Origin of the sequence: Halobacterium wangiae (assembly GCF_021249345.1) — an archaeon.
In the GTDB taxonomy this organism is placed as follows: Archaea; Halobacteriota; Halobacteria; order Halobacteriales; family Halobacteriaceae; genus Halobacterium; species Halobacterium wangiae.
Genome location: NZ_CP089588.1, coordinates 596938 through 616010, shown reverse-complemented (window position 1 = coordinate 616010; position 19073 = coordinate 596938). Strand labels below are relative to the sequence as shown.

Here is a 19073-nt window from a genome sequence, read left to right as displayed (position 1 = left end):
CCGGGGAGGCTCGTCCGGGAGACGTCGCTGTCGGAAAGGTGTCTCCCGGCGTTGCTGTTCTCGGTTACGGAGCGGACAAAGAAAAAACACGGTGGCAGCAGCGACGCCCACCCCTTTCTCCAAACGACTCAATAGCGTGGAGTGGCGACGCACGGACGTGCAACGCAAACCCGTCCCGCCGGCTCCCGACTCGCTGTCCGTGCTGCGGGCCGTCCGCGCGGCGGTACCGCTCGTCCCGAAACCCGAGGACGACTGCTGTCGGCGCGTCACAGACCGTACCGACGTGGCGGACCGCGGCACCGCGTCGTCGTGGCTCGTCTTCCTCGCCGCGCTCGGCGCCGTCGCCGAAGAGGACACCGGCTACGCCCGCACGCAGACAGACCTCGACCGCGAGGACCTCGCGAGCGCGTTCACCGACGGCGTCTTCCTCGCGGCGGACTGCCTCGACGCCCTGGACGCCACGGACCCACGGTCGGCCGAGGCCGTGTTCGAATCCGTCCGCGACCGCGTGCCCCGCTGGGAGCGCACGAAGCGCGAGAACTGGCCGGCGTTCTGGACGGAGCGCGTCCAGCGGCGCCTCGACTGGGCGGTCCTGCTCGGCCTCGCCCGCGAGACCGACGGAGGGTATCTGCGAGCGTGACTGTCGACGCCGTCTGCTTCGACCTCGACGACACGCTGGTCGAGTACGAACGCTCGGTCGAGGAGGTGCTCGCCCACGCCTTCGACGAGGCGGGCGTGGCGCCGTGTTTCGCCGCGGACGAGTACCGTGCGGCCTACGGCGAGTTCGCCGACGACGCCGAGTCGATGGACGAACTCCGCCGGACGTGCTTCGCACACCTCGCCACGGAAGCAGGGTACGAACCGGCGGTCGGCCGCTCGGTCGCCGACGCGTACGAGGCCGTCCGCGACCAGACCCGCGTCGAGGCGCTGCCGGGCGCCCGCGAACTCGTCGACGCACTCGACCAGCCTGTCGCGCTCGTCACGAACGGCGCGCCCGAGGCCCAGCGCCAGAAGCTCCAGGGTGCGGGGCTCGTCGACGCCTTCGACCACGTCGTGTTCGCGGGGTACGACGCACCCTCGAAGCCCGACCCCGAACCGTTCCACCGCGCACTCGACGTCCTCGACTGCCCGCCCGAACGCGCCGTCCACGTCGGGAACTCCCTCTCCTCCGACGTCGCCGGGGCGCACGCGGCCGGCCTCCGGTCGGTGTGGGTGCCCGGGGACCCGGACCGCGAGCCCGACCCCGAACCCCACCACGCGTTTCCGGACCTCCACGCGGTCCGCGAGTGGTTTCACTCGATGTAGTCGCTGTTCCGGACGTAGAACGCGACCTGTCCGCCGAAGACACCCAGCGCGGCGACGACCGCGGCCGCAATCGACCCGGAGTAGCCGTTGGACACCGCGAGGTAGCCGCCCGCGAGACCGACCGCGAGCGCCGCGACGGCAGCGATCGCTCCGTCGACGACCTGCGCCGTGCTCGTCTTCGCGGCGTCGTAGGCCGCCCTGTCGATGCGCAGGCTCGTGCGGACGAGCGACGGCGTTCCCGCCGCCAGGCCGATGGCGAGCGCGTACGGTGCCGACATCGACAACGACAGGGTGCCCGCGACCACGCCGGCGACGACGACGCCGACGACGAACTCCAGCGTCTGACGACTGACCATGCGTCTCCTTCGGACGGGTGTCTGAAAACAGTTCGATCAGTCGGAGACGTTCGTGACCGTGCCGACGCCCTTGCTCGCGCCCTCGCGGAAGACGAACCGCTGGCCCTCCTCGACGAGGTACGGACGGAACTTGAACCGGACGCGCGTCTCGCCGGTGTCCCCGGGGAGCAACTGGCCGTCGGTGGGTTCGAAGCGCGCTGCCTCACCGACGGTCTCGAGGTGGACCACTGGCTCGTAGCCCGAGTCGATGCGCGTCGGGTGGTTCAACACCATCACCTCGGCCTCGAACTCCCGGACTGGCGTCGGGTCGGCGTCCGGCGGCAACAGCACCATCCCGCGCTCCACGTCGACCTCTCGGACGCCCTTCAGCGCGATGCCGACGATGCGGCCGGCCTCCGCGCGGTCCACGCGGTGGTAGTGCATCTCGATGGAGCGCACCTCCACCTCGCGGAACTCGCCGTCCGGGAACGGGCCGAGCAGGAGCGTGTCCCCGGCCTCCACGGTGCCGGACTTCACGGTCCCCGACGCCACCGCGCCCACACCCGTCACGTTGTACGTGCGGTCGATGTACATCCGGAACGGGCCGCTGGCGGCCGTCGTCTTCGGGAGTCGCTGGAAGAACTGGTCGAGGACGTCGAGACCGTCCAGTGACACCGCGCTCGTGCGGACGATGGGGACGACGTTGTCACCGATCTCCTCGATGGCCGCGTCGACGCCGTGCCGGGAGACGGGCAGCGGCGTGCGACCCGTGTCCCGGAGCAGCCGTTCGACCTCGCGTTCGACCTCGTCGACGCGGTCGTCGTCGACGAGGTCCGTCTTCGTGATGGCGACGATGGTCGGCAGGTCCGTCGCGAGCAGGACGCCCGTGTGCTCGCGGGTGGTCTTCGTCGGGCCGTCGTCGGCCGCGACGGTCAGCAGTCCGTAGTCGAGTTTCTGGCCGACGAGGCCGCGGATCGTCGTCGAGAGCCACGGTTCGTGACCCACCGTGTCCACGAACGAGACCACGCGGTCGGCGTTCTCGACGACCGCCGCGCGCTCGTCCTTCCGGTGGGGGTTGCGCACCCGCATCGGTCCCTCGCCGTCGAAGCCGTAGACGCCGTAGGAGAGGTCCGCCGAGAGGCCGCGCTCGACCTCGTGTGGCTGGACGTCGAGGAACCCACGGGTCCCGCCGTCGCCGTCGTCCGGGTCGCCCGTGACGAGGCTCCCGACGAGCGTGGACTTCCCGTGGTCGACGTGCCCCGCCGTCCCGACGATGATGTGGTCGTCGCCGGGTGTCAGCGCAGACCCGTCCCTGATGGTGGCGACGCCGACGAGTCCTCCCTCGTCGGTCCCCCACGTCTGGACGTCCTCGATGTGTGCGCCCGCCTCCTCGGCGAGCAGGCTCAGCACGTCCATCGTCTCGGAGAACACCTCCCGCGAGACCCCCGCGATACCGCCGTCGTCGGTGACGCCGAGCACGTACTCGGCCTCCCCGTCCCCGGAGAGGACGCGGTGGCGCAGTTGTGCCACGAGGCTCTCCAGTCGGCCGTCGGCGAGGTGGACGTCGCGGCTGAACCGTTCCTTGAACTCGACACTCCCGCCCTCCTGTTCACCGCGTTCGAGTGCGGTCACCAGTCGGGCACGGTCACGGCCCATGGAGGCGCGTTAGTGAGTGGCAGACAAAAGCCTTCCCCGCGTATCAGACCGTAACACTCCGGAGGCGCGGCACTCGCGGCGACTCGCCGGCGTTCAGAGCAGTTCGGGGAGCACGGACAGCGAGCCGACTCGCGTCACGTCCGCGGGTACCTCGCTCCCGTAGTAGACGCCGCGCCAGCCCGCGGCCTCGGCGGCCCGCACGTCCCGGTCGAGGGCGTCAGCCACGAACACGTGGTCGTCTGCCGGGAGTTGCCGCTCGGCGGCCGCGAAGATCTCCGGGTCGGGCTTGCCGACCCCGACGTCACCGGAGACGACGACTGCCTCGAAGACGTCGCCGAAACCGCCGGCGTCGACTTTGGCGCGCTGCATCGGCCCGTGGCCGTTCGTCAGCACGCCGAGGCGGTAGTCGTCTGCGAGCGCCGCCACCGCGTCCCGCGCTCCCGCCACGGGGACGGTCGCCGCGAGCTCGACGTCCTGCATCGCCGTCGCGAACGCCTCGGGGTCGACCGGGAGGTCGGCCACCGCCGCGGCCGTCGCGTACGGGTTCTCGGCCGACTCCAGGTGCTCTCCGAGCGCCCGCCCGAACGTCTCGACGCTCCCCTCGGGGAGTTCCGCGTCGAGTCGCACGGCCGCGTCCTCGACGATGGCGACGAACGACCGGTCGAACTCGACGAGCGTCCCGTCGAGGTCAAAGTACACCGCGTCCATGTGGTCGCTTCCCGGGGCCACCGGCTAAACTGTTCTGTGACGCGCTCCTCACGCCTCGCGTTTCAGCCGCTGGTAGGCCTCGTTCACGCGGGAGAACTCGTGCTCGTCGCCACCACGGTCCGGGTGGAGTTCGCGGGCCTTCTCGCGGTAGGCCGCCCGAACCTCGTCGGCGCTCGCGCCGGGTTCCACGCCGAGCACGCGGTAGTCCTCGTGGAGTGGTCGGCTGGCTGCCCGGCCGGTCGAACGCGAGCGACCGCTGCCGGTCCGGAACGATCGCTGGCGTTCCTCCCGCCGCCGTCGCTGCTCGCGCTGGTACTGCTCGCGGCTGACGCGGCGCTGCTGGAACGCGTGCTCGCGGAGGTGGCCGGCGGCGTGGTAGTAGAAGATGGCGGCGGTGACGGCGAACGGCACCGCGACACCGAACGCCACCGGACTGTAGACGAAGCCGAGGACGCCGAAGACGACCCCGAGCACGCCGAACACGCCGACCAGCCCCCAGACGATGCTCGTATCCCGGACCACAGTGGGGGTAGGGAGTCGAGCAGTAAAGGGTCTGGCCCCACGCTCAAGCACCTGCGCCACCAACCTCCACCCATGAGCGTCACCGGCCTCTGCCAGACCTGCGGGAACGCCCAGGCCCAGTTCAGCTGCGACCGCTGCGGCGCGGTCGTCTGCCAGGAACACTACGACGCGGCGACCGGCTTCTGCACGGAGTGCGCGAGCGAAGTGCGGGGCGGCCGCGGAGACACCGGCCCGCGCTGAACCCAGACCTAGCGGTACTCGTTCAGTCGCTCTTTCAGTCGGCGGGCCGCTTCGCCGGCCGCGCGCTCCCACTCGGGGGAGTCCTCGCCCGCGAAGATGATACCACGCGTCGAGTTCACGACACCGACGCCGTCGTCGTTCAGTCCGTACTCGATGGCGGCCTCCGCGTCGCCGCCCTGCGCGCCGACGCCGGGAACGAGGAACGGTAACTCGGGGACGCGCTCCCGGATGGCTTCCAGTTCGTCGGGCGCCGTCGCACCGACGACGAGGCCGACGTTGCCGTACTCTTCGTTCCACCCTGCGGCGCGCTCGGCGACGTGCTCGTACAGCCGTCGGTCGTACGCCGCGAGTTCGAGGTGCTGGAAGTCCATGCCGCCCGGGTTCGACGTCCGGCAGAGCACGAACACGCCCGCGTCAGACCGCGAGAGGAACGGCTGGAGGGCGTCCTCGCCGAGGTACGGGTTGACGGTGATGGCGTCCACGTCGTCGAGCACCTGGGCGTACTGACGCGCCGTGTTCCCGATGTCCGCGCGCTTGGCGTCCAGCAGGACGGGGACGTCCTTCCCGTGGGCGTACGCCACCGTCTCGCGGAGCGCCCGCCAGCCGTCCGCGTCCTCGTAGAACGCCGCGTTCGGCTTGAACACGGCCGCGTGCTCGTGGGTCGCGTCGATCACCCGGCGGTTGAACGCCCACCGCGGCAGGTCCCGGTCCAGCAGGTCCTCGGGCAGGCGGTCGAGGTCCGGGTCGAGGCCGACGCTCACGACGCTGTCGGCGGCCTCGATGCGAGTGGCGAGGTCGTCGAAGAAGTTCATGGTTCGGCCTCCCCGTGGGCGAGCAAAAGCGATGCGATTCGTTTTCCGGGACTCGACGGAAAGCACTTGCCGGTCACGGTTCGCAGTCCAGGCGTGCCTCCCGTTCGCTCCGTCCTCCGCGCCCTCCTCGCGGTCGTGGGTGTCGCACTGATGGGTTTCGGCGTGCTCACCGGGGCGTCAGTCTGGGGGAGCGACGCGTTCCCCGCGGGACTCGCTCTCGGGTTCGCGCTGCTCGCGTTCGCGGCCGGCGGTGCAATCCTCGGCGCCGCCGCGCTGCTCTCCGGGCACACCCTCCGACCCGCACAGCGCACCGGTCTCAAACTCGCCGGTGTCCTCGCCGTCGCCGCGTTCGTCCTGCCGGCAGTCGGCGTGCTCGTCGTCCCTGGGGTGCTGTTCGACTGGTTCGGCGGCAGTGGCTTCGCGGTCGCGATAGTGGGGTGGTTCTACCTCTCCGCCACCGCATTCGGTGTTGCCGTCCTCGTCGCTATCTGGCGCGCCGCCGAACTCGCGTACGGTGCGTTCACGACGTAGCAGCCGCCCCGAGCACGTCGAGCGCTCGCTTGACTTCGGCGCCACTCTCCACGAACACGACGAGTCGCGGCGGCTCGCCGCCGACCGGCCGCGCGCGCAGGCCACCTTCGGCGGCCGTCTCGCGGGCCGCCGTCAGGCCGCCGCGCAGTTCCACTCGCGCCCGGTCCGGCTGGACGAACACCTCGGCCAGTCGCTCACCGTCCAGTTCCACGTCGTAGGCGTGTGCGCCGTCCGCCGTCGCCTCGACGCCGGGGTCGGCGTTCGTCACCGCGAGCCGGCCGTACGGCTCGTTCTCGTGGCCGGTCACTTCGCTCGACAGCAGTCCCGCGATCCGCTTGCCGTCGGTCTCTCGCTTCTCGACCATACTAGCCCTGTAGGTCCGCCCGGGCCTTCTCGGCTGCGCCGTCGACGTCCACGTCGCGCCGTCGCGCGTACACTACGGCGGCCGCGTCCGCCGTCACGCCGAGGTCCTGCTGGAGTCGGTTCACCGCCGCGACGGTCTCCTGGCGGTCGTGGTCGGCCTCGACGAGCGCGTCCAGCGCGCGCTCGAACGCCGACCGCTCCTGGAACAGCGACGCGTCCGGCGTGAACTCCTCGGGAATCGCCACCTCGTCGGGGTCGAAGGCGGCCTCGAGGTTCCCGTCCACACGCTCGATCAGCCCCTCGCCGGTCGCCACGTCCAGCAGCCGTTTCGCCTGGTCCGGGCTCATCCAGTCGCGGTCCAGCGACAGCGCCACTACGAACGCCTGTTCGGCGATGCGCGTCCGTCCCTTCTGCTTGAACGGCGCGGCGACCGCTACCCGGAGACTCATGGCCGGGCCGACGGAACCGCCGACGGTAAAGGCTGCGGAACGACCTTTTGCTCTACGGGCGCGGCGTCGCCGCGCCCTCGGCAATAGCTCGGTCAAAAGCACTCCTCCCTCGGTCCCTGCGGTCCCTCGGTCGTCAGCCTCCGCTCGCTCGCTGCGCTCGTTCGCGGAGTGAACCGCGACCCTTCCGGGGTCTTCGACCCGCTCGGGTCGCGGATGCTGTCCTGAATCTGGTTCTCACGGGCCCAACCGAGTCTTTCAAGTGTATCCTGCGCCACTCCTCGGGTATGCAATACCAGGGACGCTCCAAGCGCTCGAAGACTGGTGCCCGACTCCGACCGCAGAACAAGAAGAAGAAGTCGAAGACTGGCCGCTCCCCCACGGAGACCACCGTCGGCGAGTCCCGCTTCCGCACCGTCGACGCCCGCGGCAACGTCGACAAGGTCCGCGCGCTCTCCACGGACGTGGCGAACGTCGCCACCGACGACGGCACCGAGCGCGCCACCATCGAGGACGTCACCGAGAACGGCGCGAACCCGAACTACGCCCGCCGGAACATCATCACGAAGGGCGCCATCATCGAGACCGACGTCGGCACCGCCCGCGTCACCTCCCGGCCCGGCCAGAACGGCCAGGTCAACGCCGTCCTCGTCGAGTAACGCGGTTCTCTCCCCTTCTATCGCTGCGTTCTCTCGGACGACGAGCAGCGCTGCTCGTCGTCGTTTCGACTCGCTAAACGGAGAAGGCGTACGTCAGTCCTCGGCACCGCGCGTGATGAACTCCTCGCTGGCGGTGGCGTCCTCGGGGATGGTGATGTCCTTGACGCCGAGTCTGGCGAGGTGTTCGTCGCAGAGGCGGAGCGTCGACGCCGACACGTCGTAGTCGACGTACGACACCGTCTTGCCCTCTGACTCGTAGGTGGAGGGGAGCCACTTCGGTACTGCCCAGAAGCCGTCCCTGTCGCAGAGCGCGCACTCCGTGCCCGAGTCGCCGAGCTCGTCGCCGAGTTCGCCGAACTTCTCGGTCTCGCAGCGGACGCAGAGCCCACCGAGTTCGTGGCCACTCTCGGTGTCGACGACGACCCGGTTGTACCCGCTCCGCTTCCGGCAAACTACACAGTCCATGTGGATCCCAGTTAGCTTCGGGTTACTGGCACTCTGCTCGCGTTAGGTAAAGATTACTATGAGATGAACGCGAGACGACACGAAACGAACCGTCCCTCTGCCCGGGGTATATTTCTGCTGGAGAACTGCCCGACGAAACGGGGTTCGAGAGTGTGACCGGGAAAATCACTTCGCCGTCTCACGTTTCGACTGGAAACCGGGGGATAGCGTAGTGGTCGCGTCGTTCTCAACGGTGAAAGTGTGGCCTGGAGGTGGCTTCACTGCTCGCGTATCGCAAGCAAGCGTCGGGGTGGCTCACACGACCGACGGTACTGGGTTCGCCGAGTTGTCTGACGCACGTCGGCTCTGTTTCGGGTGGAACTTCCCGTCGGCGTCCACAGTTCCGAAGTTCCCCGGGGGTCGGTCGACAGAACGGCGAACCGGCGAAATTCGGGCCCGAGAGACTTCGAAACGGGTGGTACGGTGGCTCACTCGTCGTGGTGACAGTGACCGGCGAAAATCGTGCGCGCGCCGACCGCGACGTCGTCCGTCGACCAGCGACGGCGTTCCAGTCGGTTACTGGAAGCCGATGTGACCGCCGCGGCGACGGTCCGTCTCGGGGTTCTGACTGCCCTTGAACTGCTCCTCGACGCGGTCGTAGTAGTCCATGAGGTCGTCCGTGATGGTGGGGCGGACGTCCTCCATGGCGCGGCGGAAGTGCCGCATCTCGACCTCCTCGGCGTCCTCGTCCTCGCGGAGCGCCTCGATGGCGGCCTCGCGGGTGATGTTCGCCAGGTCGCTGCCGACGTAGCCGTCGGTGATCTCGGCGAGTTCGCGGAGGCTCACGTCGGGCGCGAGCGGGATATCCGCGGAGTGGATCTTCAGGATCTGCTCGCGGCCCTCGACGTCGGGCTGGCCGACCTGCACGAGGCGGTCGAAACGCCCGCTCCGGATGAGCGCGGGGTCGATGATGTCGGGGCGGTTGGTCGCGGCGATGACCATCACCTCCTCCATCTCCTCGAGGCCGTCGAGCTCCGTCAGGAGCTGGTTGACGACGCGCTCGGAGACGTTATTCCCGACGTCCTGTCCCCGGCCGGGAGCGAGGCTGTCCAGCTCGTCGAAGAAGATGACGGTCGGGGAGACCTGGCGGGCCTTCCGGAACGTCTGCCGGATGGCCTTCTCGGACTCGCCGACCCACTTCGAGAGCAGCTGCGGGCCACGCACGCTAATGAAGTTGGCGTTCGTCTCGTTGGCGACGGCCTTCGCCATCAGCGTCTTCCCGGTGCCCGGTGGGCCGTACAGCAGGACGCCGGCGGGCGGGTCGACGCCCATCCGGGTGAACTTCTCGGGCTGGTTGAGTGGCCACTCGACGGACTCCTTGATGTTCTCCTTGGCCTCGTCGAGACCGCCGACGTCGTCCCACGAGAGCTTCGGGAGTTCGACGAGGACCTCCCGCATCGCGGAGGGTTCGACCTCGTTGAGCGCGCCCTTGAAGTCCTGGCGCTTGACGATCATGCGGTCGATGAGGCTCGGCGGGATGTCCTCCTCGTCGAGTTCGATCTCGGGGAGGTAGCGCCGGAGCGCGCGCATCGCGGCCTCCTTCGTGAGGCTCTCGATGTCGGCGCCGACGAAGCCGTGGGTGTCGTCGGCGAGCGACCCGAGGTTGACGTCGTCGGACAGCGGCATGCCGCGCGTGTGGATCTTCAGGATCTCCTCGCGGCCGACCTCGTCCGGGACGCCGATCTCGATCTCGCGGTCGAAGCGACCGGGGCGGCGCAGGGCGGGGTCGACGGCGTCGACGCGGTTGGTCGCCGCGATGACGATGACCTGACCGCGGCCCTCCAGGCCGTCCATCATCGTCAGCAACTGGGCGACGACGCGGCGCTCGACCTCGCCGGTGACGTCCTCGCGCTTCGGTGCGATGGAGTCGAGTTCGTCGATGAAGATGATCGCCGGCGAGTCCTCCTTGGCGTCCTCGAAGATCTCCCGGAGCTGCTGTTCGGACTCACCGTAGTACTTCGAGATGATCTCCGGGCCCGCGATGGAGAAGAAACTCGCGGACGTCTCGTTGGCGACGGCCTTCGCCAGCAACGTCTTCCCGGTGCCCGGCGGACCGTGCAGCAACACCCCCTGTGGCGGCTCGATGCCGAGCTTCTGGAAGATCTGGGGGTGTTTCATCGGGAGTTCGACCATCTCCCGGACGCGCTGAATCTCGTTCTCGAGGCCGCCGATGTCCTCGTAGGTGATGCCGCCACCGGTGCGCTCGAAGCCGCTGATCGGCTCCTCGCGGAGTTCCACCTCGGTGTCCTCGGTGACGAGGCAGACGCCCTCGGGTTCGGTCTCGACGGCGATGAGCGGGATGGCCTGGCCCGGCGACCGCATGAACGGGTGGTTGGTACTCGACATCACTGGGACGATGTCCCGGGAGACGACCGGCCGTTTCAGGATCTGGCGTTTCACCATCCCGGCGGCGTCGGAGCCGAACTGGACGCTGGCCTCCTCCGGGGGTGCGAGTACGAGTCGGTCGGCCTTCTCGGCCTCCGCCTTCCGGATCTTCACGCGCTCGCCGATGCCGACGTCCGCGTTCTGGCGAGTGAAGCCGTCGATGCGGATCGTGTCGGTGTTCCAGTCCTGCCGGTCGGCGCGCCACACCTTCGCGGCAGTCGTCTCGGCACCCTCGATCTCGATGATGTCACCCGGGCTGAGCTTCAGGTGCAGGAGCGTGTCGGGGTCGAGGCGGGCGATACCCCGCCCCGAGTCGTTGGGGTAGGCTTTCGCCACCTCGAGTTGAACTTCGTTCATGATTGGAGACTGCGGGATTGTCTCGGAGTCCGGCGCCGTCACGGAAGTACTTTCCGCCGACCGGTTCCGCCCGCGGTTGCTACGTACTAACACGCCCGGCTTGAAAGACGTGGCGCATCCCGTCTGTCCTGCCGGCATCTCCACCAGCCGCCGGCGCGGAGTTTACCCCTCCGGCTCGGGGATGGTGACCGCAGTCGTCCGCGAGCGCGCGTTCGAGAATCGCCTTGCAGACGTCGGCCTTCGCGGCGTTGTACGCGCCGATGTTCTCGGGGTGTTCAGCGGCGGCCTCGCGCTTGACGGCGGCGTACTCCTCGCGCGCCTCGGGATTCGCGCGGAGGTACTCGCGGAACATGAGGTCCCGTCGCCACTGGTCGCTGTCCTCCGGGACAAGGTGGAGGTTCTAGCCGCGATCGGCGCCGTCGGCCCGCTGTAGGAACAGCCAGTCCCGGGGAAGGTGGCTGAGTTCGTAGCCCAGCGCCGCGTGTAGCTTGTCCACGTCGCCCCAGAGCCCTGGCAGGTCGTCCACGACCGCCAGGGCGTCGACGACTGGTTTGGCAGCGAGCCCCGGGACCGAAGTGCTGCCGACGTGCTCGATGCGAGTGGTGAAGTCGTCGAGCCACGGGCGGAGGCGGTCGCGTTCCGCGTCGAAGCGGTCGCGCCACTCGGGGTCGTAGGATACGACTTCAATGGGCGTCTCGTCCATCGTTCAGCGTTCTCCGCAGCCTCCTAAATCCCTTGTGCCGGGTTCGAACGGGGCGACGGGACTGGGCGCAGAACGAGGCAAATCTGTCGTGGACTGCGAGGAGTTTTCACCGCGGAGAAACGGGGGGACAGTATGGACGTGCTCGTGGTCGGTGGGACGGGGCTCCTCGGGTCGGCGGTCGTCGAGCGGACCGGTGGTGTTCCTGCGTCCCCGACTACCGGCTTCGACCTGTTTGCCGACGACCCGGCGTCGCTCGTCGACGCCCGCGAATTCGACGCCGTCGTGTTCGCGGCGAACGTCGAGCGAGCCGACGTGCCGATTCCCGAGTACGACGAGGCCGTCCAGTCGTTCGTCGACGCCTGCGCGGGGGCGCGACTCGTCTACGTGTCCAGCGACGCCGTCTTCGACGGCGCGGCCGGCCGGTACGAACCCGCGGACGCGCGGTCACCGAAGGACGACTACGGTCGCCGCCTCCAGTTGTTCGAGGACAGACTCCGGGCCCACGACGACGCGGTCGTGCTCCGGCCGAGCTACGTGTACGCCGCCAGTCCGCCGTCGCCGCGACTGGCGGCCGCCCGCGACGCGCTCGCCGACGGGACGTACGAGCGATTCGACGACGTCTACCGGAGTCCCGCGCACGTCGACGACGTGGCGGCCGCCGTCTGCGAACTCGCCGCCGGCGACTGGACCGGCGTCTTCCACGTTCCGGGCCCGCGGCTGAGCGTGTATGAGTTCCACCAGCGAGCGCTCGACGCGCTCGGCGTCGACACCGATGGTCTCCGTCCCACCGAGGCCCCGGCGTCGATGGACGTCGCGATGGACCGTTCGCTCGCGGGACCGCGGTTCGACGACGAACTCTCGACGGAGATTCGGCCGCCGGCGGACGCGCTCTAGCTGTTCTCGCGGTGTTCGTCCAGCGCCTCCTCCAGCGTGAGCTTCCCGACCGCGACCTTCCGCGCGAGCGCCTCCGTGATGGTGCGGTTCTCCTCGCTGGCCTCCCGGGACCGGCTCTTGATGACCTGTATCTCGCCCTCGGTCGGGTCGATGCTGCGGCCCTCGATCTCCTCGCCCGCCATGAGGGCGATGTTCACCGCAGCGAGCACGTCGCCCATGCCACGGGCGCCGGGTCCGAGCGACGGCGTAGTCCCCGTCTCGTCGACGAGTTCGACCCGCACGTCGTCGAGTTCCTCCACGATGCGCGCACCCGCCAGCCGCGCCCCGTCGCCGATGCGGACCACGGCGTCCGCCTCGTCCTCGACCTCCTCGGCGACGACCTCCGCCGCCTGCTCGGCGGGCACCTGGAACGCCCCGACGACCATGCCACCCCGCAGGACCGCGATGCCCGGCCGCGTCCCCGGGTCGATGCCGACGACTGTCTTCCCGTCGCCACCCCGGACGTGAACCAGCGCCTCCTCGACCGCGCGGCGGGGGTCGTCGGCCGTCGCGACGACGACCGGGACGTCGACGTCCACGGCGTCCCCCGCGGTGACGACCACGTCCGCCGCGGTTGGCAAGGGGTCGCCTGGTTCGACGGTGGTGAACTCGACGTCCCGGTCGCGTAGCTCGCCGACGACCTCGTGGTACACCTCGAAGTCCGCCGTGACGACGACGATCACTGTCTGGAGGTGGGCGCCCCGGGCGCAAAACGCTTTCTCGGCGCGAGCGACCCGAGAATACTTTGCACGGGACGCGCCAATAGCCGCGCAGTGAGCGACGACACCCACGTCTCGACCGGCTGCGACCCGCTGGACGACCTGCTCGGCGGCGGCATCGAGCGCGGCACCGTCACGCAGGTGTACGGCGCGCCCGGCGCCGGCAAGACGAACGTCGCGCTCTCGACCGCCGTCGAGGTCGCCGCCGAGGGCGGGACGGCCGTCTACATCGACACCGAGGGGCTCTCCGTCGAGCGCTTCGACCAGCTACTGTCGGCGCGTACGGACGACACCGAGGACGCCTCCGCGCGCATCGTCCTCTCTGCGGTCCACGACTTCGAGGAGCAGGCCGAGGCCGTCAGGGACGCCGCCGACTTCGCCGAGCAGGCGGACCTCATCGTCCTCGACTCCGCCACCGGCTTCTATCGCCTCGAACGCGACGACGACGACCATGGCGAGGCGCTCCGGCAGGTTGCCAGCCAGGTCACCCACCTGCTGTCGCTCGCCCGGAAGCACGACCTCGCGGTGGTCATCACGAACCAGGTGTTCACCGACGTGGAGAGCGACAGCGACCGCGTACGCCCGCTCGGCGGCCACACGCTCTCCCACTGGACGGGCGTCGTGGTCCGCATCGACCGCTTCCGCGGCGGCAACCGCCGCGCGACCGTCGAGAAACACCGCGCCCAGCCCGAGGGCGGCCAGGCTCGCTTCCAGATTACCGAGACCGGCATCGAGGGCGTCCAGCAGCACTAGCCCGAGCATTCACGGCGCGAGCGGTCCGAAGGTCCCGAGCGCCGTGAGTCACTCCGCGAACGAACGTAGTTAGTGAGTGAGCGGAGGCCGACGACTGACTAACGCGAGCGAACCGAGCGGCGGGAAGGAGGAGTGCCTTTAGCGTAGCTTTTGCCAGCGAGCGGCCGAAGGCCGCGAGCACAGCAAAAGGTACTATAGCTCGTTCAGCTTCCGGAGGAGCTGGCCGCGGTACTCCTCGTCGTGTTCGATCCCCTTCAGTTCGAGCACGTTCCGTTCGAGCTTGTCGAGGGCGACGTAGAAGGCGTTGTCCGCGCCGTAGCCCTCGCCGGTGCCGGCGACCTGGCCCTTGTTCGTGCGGAGGCGGATCTGAGCCTGGATGAGTGGGGTGCCACGGAGCTTCTCCTTGTGCTTGTGGAGGCGGACGTGGGCGTGGTGGACGTTCATCTCGCTGTACTTGCCCGCGACCTGTTCGATGCGCTCCTGGACCTCCTGGCGGGTGAGCGCGTCGAGCAGTTCGATGTTCGTGATCTGGACGTCGAGGTGTTCCTCCTCAGTGTAGGAGAGTGCGCGTAGCACGTCCGTCTTGGTGAGGATGCCGCCGACGACCCGGTCGTCGTTCTCCGGGGTGACGACGAGGCCGGAGTAGTCGTTGTCGAGCATCTCGGCGACGGCGTCGCGCACGCTGTCGGCGACGGAGGCGGTCGCGACGGGGCTGGACATCTCGTCGTAGACGGGGAGGTCGAGCAGACGCTCCATCTCGCCGCTGCGGTCCCCCCGGGTGGTCCGGGTGTTGTCGCGCACGACGAAGTCGACGATGTCGTGGCGGGTGACGATCCCCGTGAGGAAGCCGTCGTCGTCGTCCACGACGGGCAGCCGGGAGACGCCGTGTTCGCGGAGGAGGTTGATGACCCGGCCCATGGTCTCGCTCTCCTCGATGGTGACGACATTCTCGGTGAAGATGTCGCCGACGGTGAGCGCGTCGAGGTTCTCGAGGACGGCCTCGAGGATGGCGTCCTCGCTGACGACGCCCCAGAGGTCGCCGGCCTCAAACACCGGCGCGATCTTGGTGCCGCCCTCGACGAGCATCCGTGCCGTGTCCCGCACGTCCTCCGTGCGGTCGACCTGTGGCGCGTCGGCCATCAGCGCGGCGACCTTCGTGTGGTCCTCGATGTGGGACTGGATCAGCTGTCGTTCCGAGATGACTCCCTCGTACTGTCCGGCCTTCGTGACGATGATCCCCTTGGGGTTCTCCTCCTCGAAGATAGACCGCACCTTCCCCAGTCGTTCCTCGGATTCCACCTGAATGTAGTCGTTAGTCGCGATGTTAGAGATATCCATAGGCCTTCACGTGGAAGGACACGGACCAGCGCCTTGAACCTTGTTGCGCCTCTCGCGGTCCCGGAGCGCCCTCGTAGAGTTTTACGCCTGCGGGACGTAGCCAGCCGCGTGCTCCCCGACATCGGCGCCGTCTTCGGCGACTACACCTACCTCGCCTCGGAGGTGGCGTTCGGTGCGCTCGCGTTCGTGCTCCTCTACCGAGCCGACGCACTCCGGCGCGCCGCTGTCACAGTCGTGGCGCTCTACCCGCTGGCGTACGTCTGGGACTGGTACACGCTCGAGATCGGCGTCTTCGCGATCGAACTCCGGACCGGCGTGGAGTTCCTCGGCATCCCCGTCGAGGAACACCTCTTCATGGTCGTCGTCCCCGCGCTCGTCGTCGGCTTCCACGAGACGATCCACGGCGAGGACTGAAGGTGCTGGCCGTCCAACCTGGAGTCATGGGCGACCGTGCGTGCTGGCTCGACTTCTGTCCCGACTGTGACGCCCAGGTGACCGTCGTCGACGACGAGTGCCCGGACTGCGGCGCGGACTGCTCGGACTCGCCGTAACGCTGCTCGCGAGTTTCACCGTCCGCTGGGGTGGAGGCTCGCGTCGTGGTGGTCGCCGAACGAGTCCTCGCGCTGTCATTCACGACAACCGTTAACATAACGAACGACCATTATATGCACATGCCGGAGAGCACCCAGGCCGAGGCGGCCACCGACGAACCCGTGTTGGGGGAGAACGACGAGCCGCTCACGCTACGTGTGATTGGCAGTGCCATCGTCGGCGGCATCGCCGGCCTCGTCGTCATGGCGCCCATCATCGCCGGCATCCCGTTACTCCTCGGCGTATTCGAGGCGGAACCGCTCGCGGCCTTCGCGAACCTGGTCATCAGGCAGGCGGACGCGACGGTCGGGCTGGCCTTCTTCGTCGGCGGCGGCGCGTTCGTGCTGCCGCTGTTCTTCGTCGTGACGGCGACGTTCCTCCCGCCGAGAGAACCGGCGTACCTGCGCGGTGTGACCATCGCGCTGCTGTTCTGGGTGACCTTCGTCTTCATCTTCTGGCCCGGAGCGAACCTCGTCGTCAACGCCTCGTTCCTGGTCCTGACGTTCGCCGCCCACGTGGTGTACGGAACCGTTCTCGGCTTCGTCATGATGCGACTGACGGGGATCCCACACCACCAGGTCTGACCCCGTTCGAACCCAGGGTTGACAGGAACCTTATTGATGGCTCGCACGAAACTCTGGTATGATGTAGCATGGTAGTGAGTGGCGTCCTGCTGAGCGCGGTCGTGATGGGGGTACTGCTGGTCGGTGCGGCCGTCGCCGTCTCGCGGCGCTGGCACCACGCGGTGTACACACCGACGTTCCGTCCACGCAGCGACGCGTCGTCGGCTATCCCCGCGGGCGGCGTCTCGAGCGAGACCGTGGCACTCGCTGCGACCGCCGTGTTCCTCCTGGTCGCGGCGCTCGCCGTGTTCCTCGACGCCGCCTCGCTGCTCCTCGTCGCCATCGCACCGACGCTGCTCGCCGCCTTCTTCGCGTGGGGCACCTACCACGTCGCGCGAGCCCACGGCCTCCCACAGGCCCACTCCGTGGGGCTGAGTGCCTGGCTCTTCGCCGTCGTCCTCGTCGGCGTCATCGCCACGAAACTCCTCGTCGCCTGACCGCACTCCCCACTCACCCGCCATGACCGACTCAGTCGCCGCCCGGTCGCTCGCCGCGCTCTCTCGCCGGGTCTCCCCGGTAGCACTCGCCGTCGTCACAGTCGTCGTCCTCGCCGAACTCGCGCTCCTCGCGGGCTACCTCGGCTTCACCGGCGCGGAACCGACCAGCGTCCGCTACCTCCTCTACCCGTTCGTCTGGGTGAACCTCGCCGCGTGGGCCGTCTTCACCGTCGTCCCCCCGGACGCCTCGCGGCGCGTGCGCGGCGCCGTCCTCGCGGTCACGGCGGGCTACCTCCTGGTGCTCGCGTACGTCGGCGGCGTGCTCGACGTCACGCACCTCGGACACGGTCACAGCCACGGCGGCCCCCGTGGCCTCGAACTGTTCACGTCGCTCCCGCCCGGGTGGGGTCCGACGGTGGTCTACGACCACGCCGCGTTCACCCTGACACTCGTCCCCTACCAGGTCGTCGGCTACCTCGCCCTGACCTACCTCGTCTACGTCGCGCTCCTCGACTTCGCCGCGGCCGCCCTCAGCGGCGCGCTCGGTCTGCTGGCCTGCGCCAGTTGTTCGTGGCCGGTGTTCGCGTCGCTGCTCGCCGTCGTCCTCGGCGGCGCCGTCCCGACGACGGTGTACAGCTTCGCAGTCGACCTCTCGACGGCCGCGTTCGTCGCCGCCGTCGTCCTCCTGGTCTGGCGAACGGGGGGCGCGTGACCCGTCGTGCCGTTCCCCACCCTCGTCGCCATTCTCGACGTCCTCGTCGCACGGTGGACCGCCCAGGATGTACTCCGGTTGCTGCCAGCGCACGTCGGCGGCCTGAGTGACGCCGCCGCCGCGACCCAGGTCCCGTCCTGGCTGACGGTCGTCACTGGCGGCGTGCTGGTCGGCGCGTCGTTCCTCTTCAACAGTCTGCTGACGGACCACAAGGGTATCCGCGCGGTGAACGGCTGGCACGCGGTTCTGCCGTCCCCCGCCGTGTTCTGGCGCGCCGGCGCGACGCTGCTGTCGGCCGCTGGCGTCGCAGTGCTCGCGCTCGTCCTGGCGGCCAGTGTGCTCGGCCCGTCGACGCCGACGACGAACCTCGCTATCCTCGTCGTCTGGGTGGGGTGGTGGGCGGGCTACGCGATGTCCACCTACCTCGTCGGGAACAGCTGGCCGGTGGTGAATCCGTGGCGGACGCTCGCCCGCGTCCTCCCGACGTCGAGCCAGCGCCCGTACCCGGAGCGCTACGGCGCGTGGCCGAGCGTCGCGGGCCTCCTCGCACTCGTCTGGGTCGAAGTCGTCAGTCCACTCGCCGCCAACCCCCAGGCGCTCGGCGCGCTCGTCGCGGCCTACACCGTCGCGACGCTCGCCGGGGCGGCGCGCTACGGCACCGACACCTGGTTCGGTCGCGTCGACCCGGTGTCCCGCGTCTTCCGCCTCTACGGCCGCGTCGCGCCGGTCCAGCGCGGGCCGGACGGACTCCAGCTCAGACTGCCGGGCGCGGCACTCACCGACCTCCGAACCGACGACGAACCCGGGTCGACGGCGTTCGTCGTCGCGCTCCTCTGGGTCACCACGTTCGACGGCCTCGTCGCGACGCCGGCCTGGAACGCCCTGGCTGGCCCGCTCCTCTCGCCCGTCGCCGGCAACGGCGTCCTCGGCGGTGCCGTGGTCGCGCTCTTCTACCTGGTCGCGCTCCTCGTGGGGTTCGGCGGCTTCCTCCTCGCTTACCGGTTCGCGGCCGCTCGCTCGCGGGAGCGCGTCGACAGCTTCCTCGCCCCGTCGGTCGTCGAGCGGTGGTTCGCGCCGTCGCTACTGCCCATCGCCGCCGGCTACCACGTCGCGCACTTCCTCGGCTACTTCCTCACGCTGTCGCCCGCGCTGGTCGGCCTGCTGGGCGCGCCCTTCGGTGGCGTCGACACCGTCCAGGTCGCGGTGCTCCCGGCGTGGTTCGGGACGCTCCAGTTGGCCCTCGTCGTCCTCGGCCACCTGCTCGCCGTCTGGGTCGCCCACGCCCTCGCGATAGAACTGTTCCCCGGCGTCCTGCGTCCCATCCGGAGCCAGTACCCGTTCGTCGTCGTGATGATGGTGTACACGATGACCAGCGCCTGGGTCGTCGGACAGCCGACGGTCGCCCCCGTCTACTTGTGACTCCAGCACCCACGTCGACACG

General features: G+C 69.2%; 25 protein-coding genes. 13 read left to right on the top strand and 12 right to left on the bottom strand.

From position 1 onward, the window contains the following. Nucleotides 1–157: 157 nt before the first annotated feature. Together LT965_RS03245 and LT965_RS03240 are read left to right on the top strand one after the other, a co-directional pair. On the top strand, nucleotides 158–640 hold the full coding sequence (locus LT965_RS03245) for a double winged helix-containing putative transcriptional regulator (protein ID WP_232702581.1): 483 nt from the start codon (nucleotides 158–160) through the stop codon (nucleotides 638–640). Beyond that, nucleotides 637–1305 carry an HAD family hydrolase gene (locus LT965_RS03240; protein WP_232702580.1) on the top strand — a complete coding sequence of 223 codons (669 nt, stop codon included), beginning with the start codon at nucleotides 637–639 and terminating at the stop codon, nucleotides 1303–1305. The genes LT965_RS03245 and LT965_RS03240 overlap by 4 nt, the downstream gene beginning before the upstream one ends. On the opposite strand, the gene LT965_RS03235 is transcribed toward LT965_RS03240, so the two are convergent. The 4 genes from LT965_RS03235 to LT965_RS03220 form a co-directional block, all read right to left on the bottom strand. Next, the gene (locus tag LT965_RS03235; RefSeq protein ID WP_232702579.1) at nucleotides 1293–1661 is read right to left on the bottom strand and encodes a hypothetical protein; all 369 of its coding nucleotides are present in this window, start codon (nucleotides 1659–1661) and stop codon (nucleotides 1293–1295) included. The genes LT965_RS03240 and LT965_RS03235 overlap by 13 nt on opposite strands. A 36-nt stretch (nucleotides 1662–1697) precedes the next feature. Then, nucleotides 1698–3296, bottom strand: a complete 1599-nt coding sequence (locus LT965_RS03230; protein ID WP_232702578.1) for a GTPBP1 family GTP-binding protein — start codon at nucleotides 3294–3296, stop codon at nucleotides 1698–1700. 93 nt (nucleotides 3297–3389) lie between these two features. Further along, nucleotides 3390–4004: an HAD family hydrolase gene (locus LT965_RS03225; RefSeq protein WP_232702577.1), complete on the bottom strand. Its 615-nt coding sequence runs from the start codon at nucleotides 4002–4004 to the stop codon at nucleotides 3390–3392. Between the two features lie 48 nt (nucleotides 4005–4052). Continuing rightward, entirely contained in the window at nucleotides 4053–4526 is a 474-nt protein-coding gene (locus LT965_RS03220) for a J domain-containing protein (RefSeq protein WP_232702576.1), read from the bottom strand. A 72-nt stretch (nucleotides 4527–4598) separates the two neighbouring features. Between LT965_RS03220 and LT965_RS03215 the strand changes: the two genes are divergently transcribed. After that, nucleotides 4599–4766, top strand: coding sequence for a hypothetical protein (locus LT965_RS03215; protein ID WP_232702575.1), 168 nt, complete (start codon nucleotides 4599–4601; stop codon nucleotides 4764–4766). A gap of 8 nt (nucleotides 4767–4774) precedes the next feature. On the opposite strand, the gene pyrF is transcribed toward LT965_RS03215, so the two are convergent. Then, complete coding sequence (gene pyrF, locus LT965_RS03210) at nucleotides 4775–5578, bottom strand: orotidine-5'-phosphate decarboxylase (RefSeq protein ID WP_232702574.1); 804 nt, start codon at nucleotides 5576–5578, stop codon at nucleotides 4775–4777. 93 nt (nucleotides 5579–5671) lie between these two features. Here pyrF and LT965_RS03205 point away from each other — a divergent pair, with 93 nt between their 5' ends. After that, on the top strand, nucleotides 5672–6109 hold the full coding sequence (locus LT965_RS03205) for a hypothetical protein (RefSeq protein ID WP_232702573.1): 438 nt from the start codon (nucleotides 5672–5674) through the stop codon (nucleotides 6107–6109). Here LT965_RS03205 and LT965_RS03200 read toward each other — a convergent pair. Together LT965_RS03200 and LT965_RS03195 are read right to left on the bottom strand one after the other, a co-directional pair. After that, on the bottom strand, nucleotides 6099–6473 hold the full coding sequence (locus LT965_RS03200) for a DUF7993 family protein (protein WP_232702572.1): 375 nt from the start codon (nucleotides 6471–6473) through the stop codon (nucleotides 6099–6101). The two genes, LT965_RS03205 and LT965_RS03200, sit on opposite strands and share 11 nt — an antisense overlap. 1 nt (nucleotide 6474) lies before the next feature. Further along, the gene (locus LT965_RS03195) at nucleotides 6475–6921 is read right to left on the bottom strand and encodes a DUF2240 family protein (protein ID WP_232702571.1); all 447 of its coding nucleotides are present in this window, start codon (nucleotides 6919–6921) and stop codon (nucleotides 6475–6477) included. A gap of 284 nt (nucleotides 6922–7205) precedes the next feature. Here LT965_RS03195 and LT965_RS03190 point away from each other — a divergent pair, with 284 nt between their 5' ends. Continuing rightward, nucleotides 7206–7577, top strand: a complete 372-nt coding sequence (locus LT965_RS03190; RefSeq protein WP_232702570.1) for a 30S ribosomal protein S8e — start codon at nucleotides 7206–7208, stop codon at nucleotides 7575–7577. A 93-nt stretch (nucleotides 7578–7670) separates the two neighbouring features. On the opposite strand, the gene LT965_RS03185 is transcribed toward LT965_RS03190, so the two are convergent. Both LT965_RS03185 and LT965_RS03180 read right to left on the bottom strand, forming a co-directional pair. After that, a complete protein-coding gene (locus LT965_RS03185; RefSeq protein WP_232702569.1) occupies nucleotides 7671–8042 on the bottom strand; it encodes a hypothetical protein in 372 nt (123 codons plus the stop codon). Between the two features lie 555 nt (nucleotides 8043–8597). After that, on the bottom strand, nucleotides 8598–10823 hold the full coding sequence (locus tag LT965_RS03180; protein ID WP_232702568.1) for a CDC48 family AAA ATPase: 2226 nt from the start codon (nucleotides 10821–10823) through the stop codon (nucleotides 8598–8600). Here LT965_RS03180 and LT965_RS16680 point away from each other — a divergent pair. Continuing rightward, a complete protein-coding gene (locus tag LT965_RS16680; protein WP_432419306.1) occupies nucleotides 10822–11256 on the top strand; it encodes a hypothetical protein in 435 nt (144 codons plus the stop codon). The genes LT965_RS03180 and LT965_RS16680 overlap by 2 nt on opposite strands. On the opposite strand, the gene LT965_RS16675 is transcribed toward LT965_RS16680, so the two are convergent. Beyond that, a complete protein-coding gene (locus LT965_RS16675; RefSeq protein WP_432419305.1) occupies nucleotides 11224–11526 on the bottom strand; it encodes a GrpB family protein in 303 nt (100 codons plus the stop codon). The genes LT965_RS16680 and LT965_RS16675 overlap by 33 nt on opposite strands. Nucleotides 11527–11658: 132 nt before the next feature. On the opposite strand from LT965_RS16675, the gene LT965_RS03170 reads away from it, so the two are divergent. Further along, nucleotides 11659–12420 (top strand): sugar nucleotide-binding protein, encoded by a 762-nt coding sequence (locus tag LT965_RS03170; protein WP_232702567.1) that lies wholly within the window; start codon nucleotides 11659–11661, stop codon nucleotides 12418–12420. Here the strand turns inward: LT965_RS03170 and LT965_RS03165 are convergent. After that, nucleotides 12417–13142, bottom strand: coding sequence for a hypothetical protein (locus LT965_RS03165; RefSeq protein ID WP_232702566.1), 726 nt, complete (start codon nucleotides 13140–13142; stop codon nucleotides 12417–12419). The genes LT965_RS03170 and LT965_RS03165 overlap by 4 nt on opposite strands. A 90-nt stretch (nucleotides 13143–13232) precedes the next feature. Between LT965_RS03165 and radB the strand changes: the two genes are divergently transcribed. After that, nucleotides 13233–13931: a DNA repair and recombination protein RadB gene (radB, locus tag LT965_RS03160; protein ID WP_232702565.1), complete on the top strand. Its 699-nt coding sequence runs from the start codon at nucleotides 13233–13235 to the stop codon at nucleotides 13929–13931. A 192-nt stretch (nucleotides 13932–14123) separates the two neighbouring features. Here the strand turns inward: radB and LT965_RS03155 are convergent, their stop codons facing one another. Beyond that, nucleotides 14124–15269: a CBS domain-containing protein gene (locus LT965_RS03155; protein WP_232702564.1), complete on the bottom strand. Its 1146-nt coding sequence runs from the start codon at nucleotides 15267–15269 to the stop codon at nucleotides 14124–14126. Between the two features lie 108 nt (nucleotides 15270–15377). On the opposite strand from LT965_RS03155, the gene LT965_RS03150 reads away from it, so the two are divergent. The 5 genes from LT965_RS03150 to LT965_RS03130 all read left to right on the top strand — a co-directional run bounded on the left by LT965_RS03150 (nucleotide 15378) and on the right by LT965_RS03130 (nucleotide 19051). Further along, nucleotides 15378–15683 carry a lycopene cyclase domain-containing protein gene (locus LT965_RS03150; protein WP_232702563.1) on the top strand — a complete coding sequence of 102 codons (306 nt, stop codon included), beginning with the start codon at nucleotides 15378–15380 and terminating at the stop codon, nucleotides 15681–15683. 257 nt (nucleotides 15684–15940) lie between these two features. Next, a complete protein-coding gene (locus tag LT965_RS03145) occupies nucleotides 15941–16444 on the top strand; it encodes a DUF6789 family protein (RefSeq protein WP_232702562.1) in 504 nt (167 codons plus the stop codon). 68 nt (nucleotides 16445–16512) lie between these two features. After that, nucleotides 16513–16920 carry a hypothetical protein gene (locus tag LT965_RS03140; RefSeq protein WP_232702561.1) on the top strand — a complete coding sequence of 136 codons (408 nt, stop codon included), beginning with the start codon at nucleotides 16513–16515 and terminating at the stop codon, nucleotides 16918–16920. 22 nt (nucleotides 16921–16942) lie between these two features. Then, nucleotides 16943–17632, top strand: coding sequence for a DUF7546 family protein (locus LT965_RS03135; RefSeq protein ID WP_232702560.1), 690 nt, complete (start codon nucleotides 16943–16945; stop codon nucleotides 17630–17632). Between the two features lie 6 nt (nucleotides 17633–17638). Beyond that, nucleotides 17639–19051, top strand: a complete 1413-nt coding sequence (locus LT965_RS03130; RefSeq protein ID WP_232702559.1) for a hypothetical protein — start codon at nucleotides 17639–17641, stop codon at nucleotides 19049–19051. Nucleotides 19052–19073: the final 22 nt, after the last annotated feature.

What these genes read in the sequence shown, in the direction of transcription:
- LT965_RS16680 (WP_432419306.1), top strand. Translation starts at nt 10,822, where the DNA reads ATGATTGGAGACTGCGGGATTGTCTCGGAGTCCGGCGCCGTCACGGAA.
- LT965_RS03155 (WP_232702564.1), bottom strand. Translation starts at nt 15,269, where the DNA reads ATGGATATCTCTAACATCGCGACTAACGACTACATTCAGGTGGAATCC.
- LT965_RS03145 (WP_232702562.1), top strand. Translation starts at nt 15,941, where the DNA reads ATGCCGGAGAGCACCCAGGCCGAGGCGGCCACCGACGAACCCGTGTTG.
- LT965_RS03215 (WP_232702575.1), top strand. Translation starts at nt 4,599, where the DNA reads ATGAGCGTCACCGGCCTCTGCCAGACCTGCGGGAACGCCCAGGCCCAG.
- LT965_RS03185 (WP_232702569.1), bottom strand. Translation starts at nt 8,042, where the DNA reads ATGGACTGTGTAGTTTGCCGGAAGCGGAGCGGGTACAACCGGGTCGTC.
- LT965_RS03180 (WP_232702568.1), bottom strand. Translation starts at nt 10,823, where the DNA reads ATGAACGAAGTTCAACTCGAGGTGGCGAAAGCCTACCCCAACGACTCG.
- LT965_RS03135 (WP_232702560.1), top strand. Translation starts at nt 16,943, where the DNA reads ATGACCGACTCAGTCGCCGCCCGGTCGCTCGCCGCGCTCTCTCGCCGG.
- LT965_RS03225 (WP_232702577.1), bottom strand. Translation starts at nt 4,004, where the DNA reads ATGGACGCGGTGTACTTTGACCTCGACGGGACGCTCGTCGAGTTCGAC.
- LT965_RS03195 (WP_232702571.1), bottom strand. Translation starts at nt 6,921, where the DNA reads ATGAGTCTCCGGGTAGCGGTCGCCGCGCCGTTCAAGCAGAAGGGACGG.
- LT965_RS03170 (WP_232702567.1), top strand. Translation starts at nt 11,659, where the DNA reads ATGGACGTGCTCGTGGTCGGTGGGACGGGGCTCCTCGGGTCGGCGGTC.
- LT965_RS03235 (WP_232702579.1), bottom strand. Translation starts at nt 1,661, where the DNA reads ATGGTCAGTCGTCAGACGCTGGAGTTCGTCGTCGGCGTCGTCGTCGCC.
- LT965_RS03190 (WP_232702570.1), top strand. Translation starts at nt 7,206, where the DNA reads ATGCAATACCAGGGACGCTCCAAGCGCTCGAAGACTGGTGCCCGACTC.
- LT965_RS16675 (WP_432419305.1), bottom strand. Translation starts at nt 11,526, where the DNA reads ATGGACGAGACGCCCATTGAAGTCGTATCCTACGACCCCGAGTGGCGC.
- LT965_RS03200 (WP_232702572.1), bottom strand. Translation starts at nt 6,473, where the DNA reads ATGGTCGAGAAGCGAGAGACCGACGGCAAGCGGATCGCGGGACTGCTG.
- LT965_RS03140 (WP_232702561.1), top strand. Translation starts at nt 16,513, where the DNA reads ATGGTAGTGAGTGGCGTCCTGCTGAGCGCGGTCGTGATGGGGGTACTG.
- LT965_RS03230 (WP_232702578.1), bottom strand. Translation starts at nt 3,296, where the DNA reads ATGGGCCGTGACCGTGCCCGACTGGTGACCGCACTCGAACGCGGTGAA.
- pyrF (WP_232702574.1), bottom strand. Translation starts at nt 5,578, where the DNA reads ATGAACTTCTTCGACGACCTCGCCACTCGCATCGAGGCCGCCGACAGC.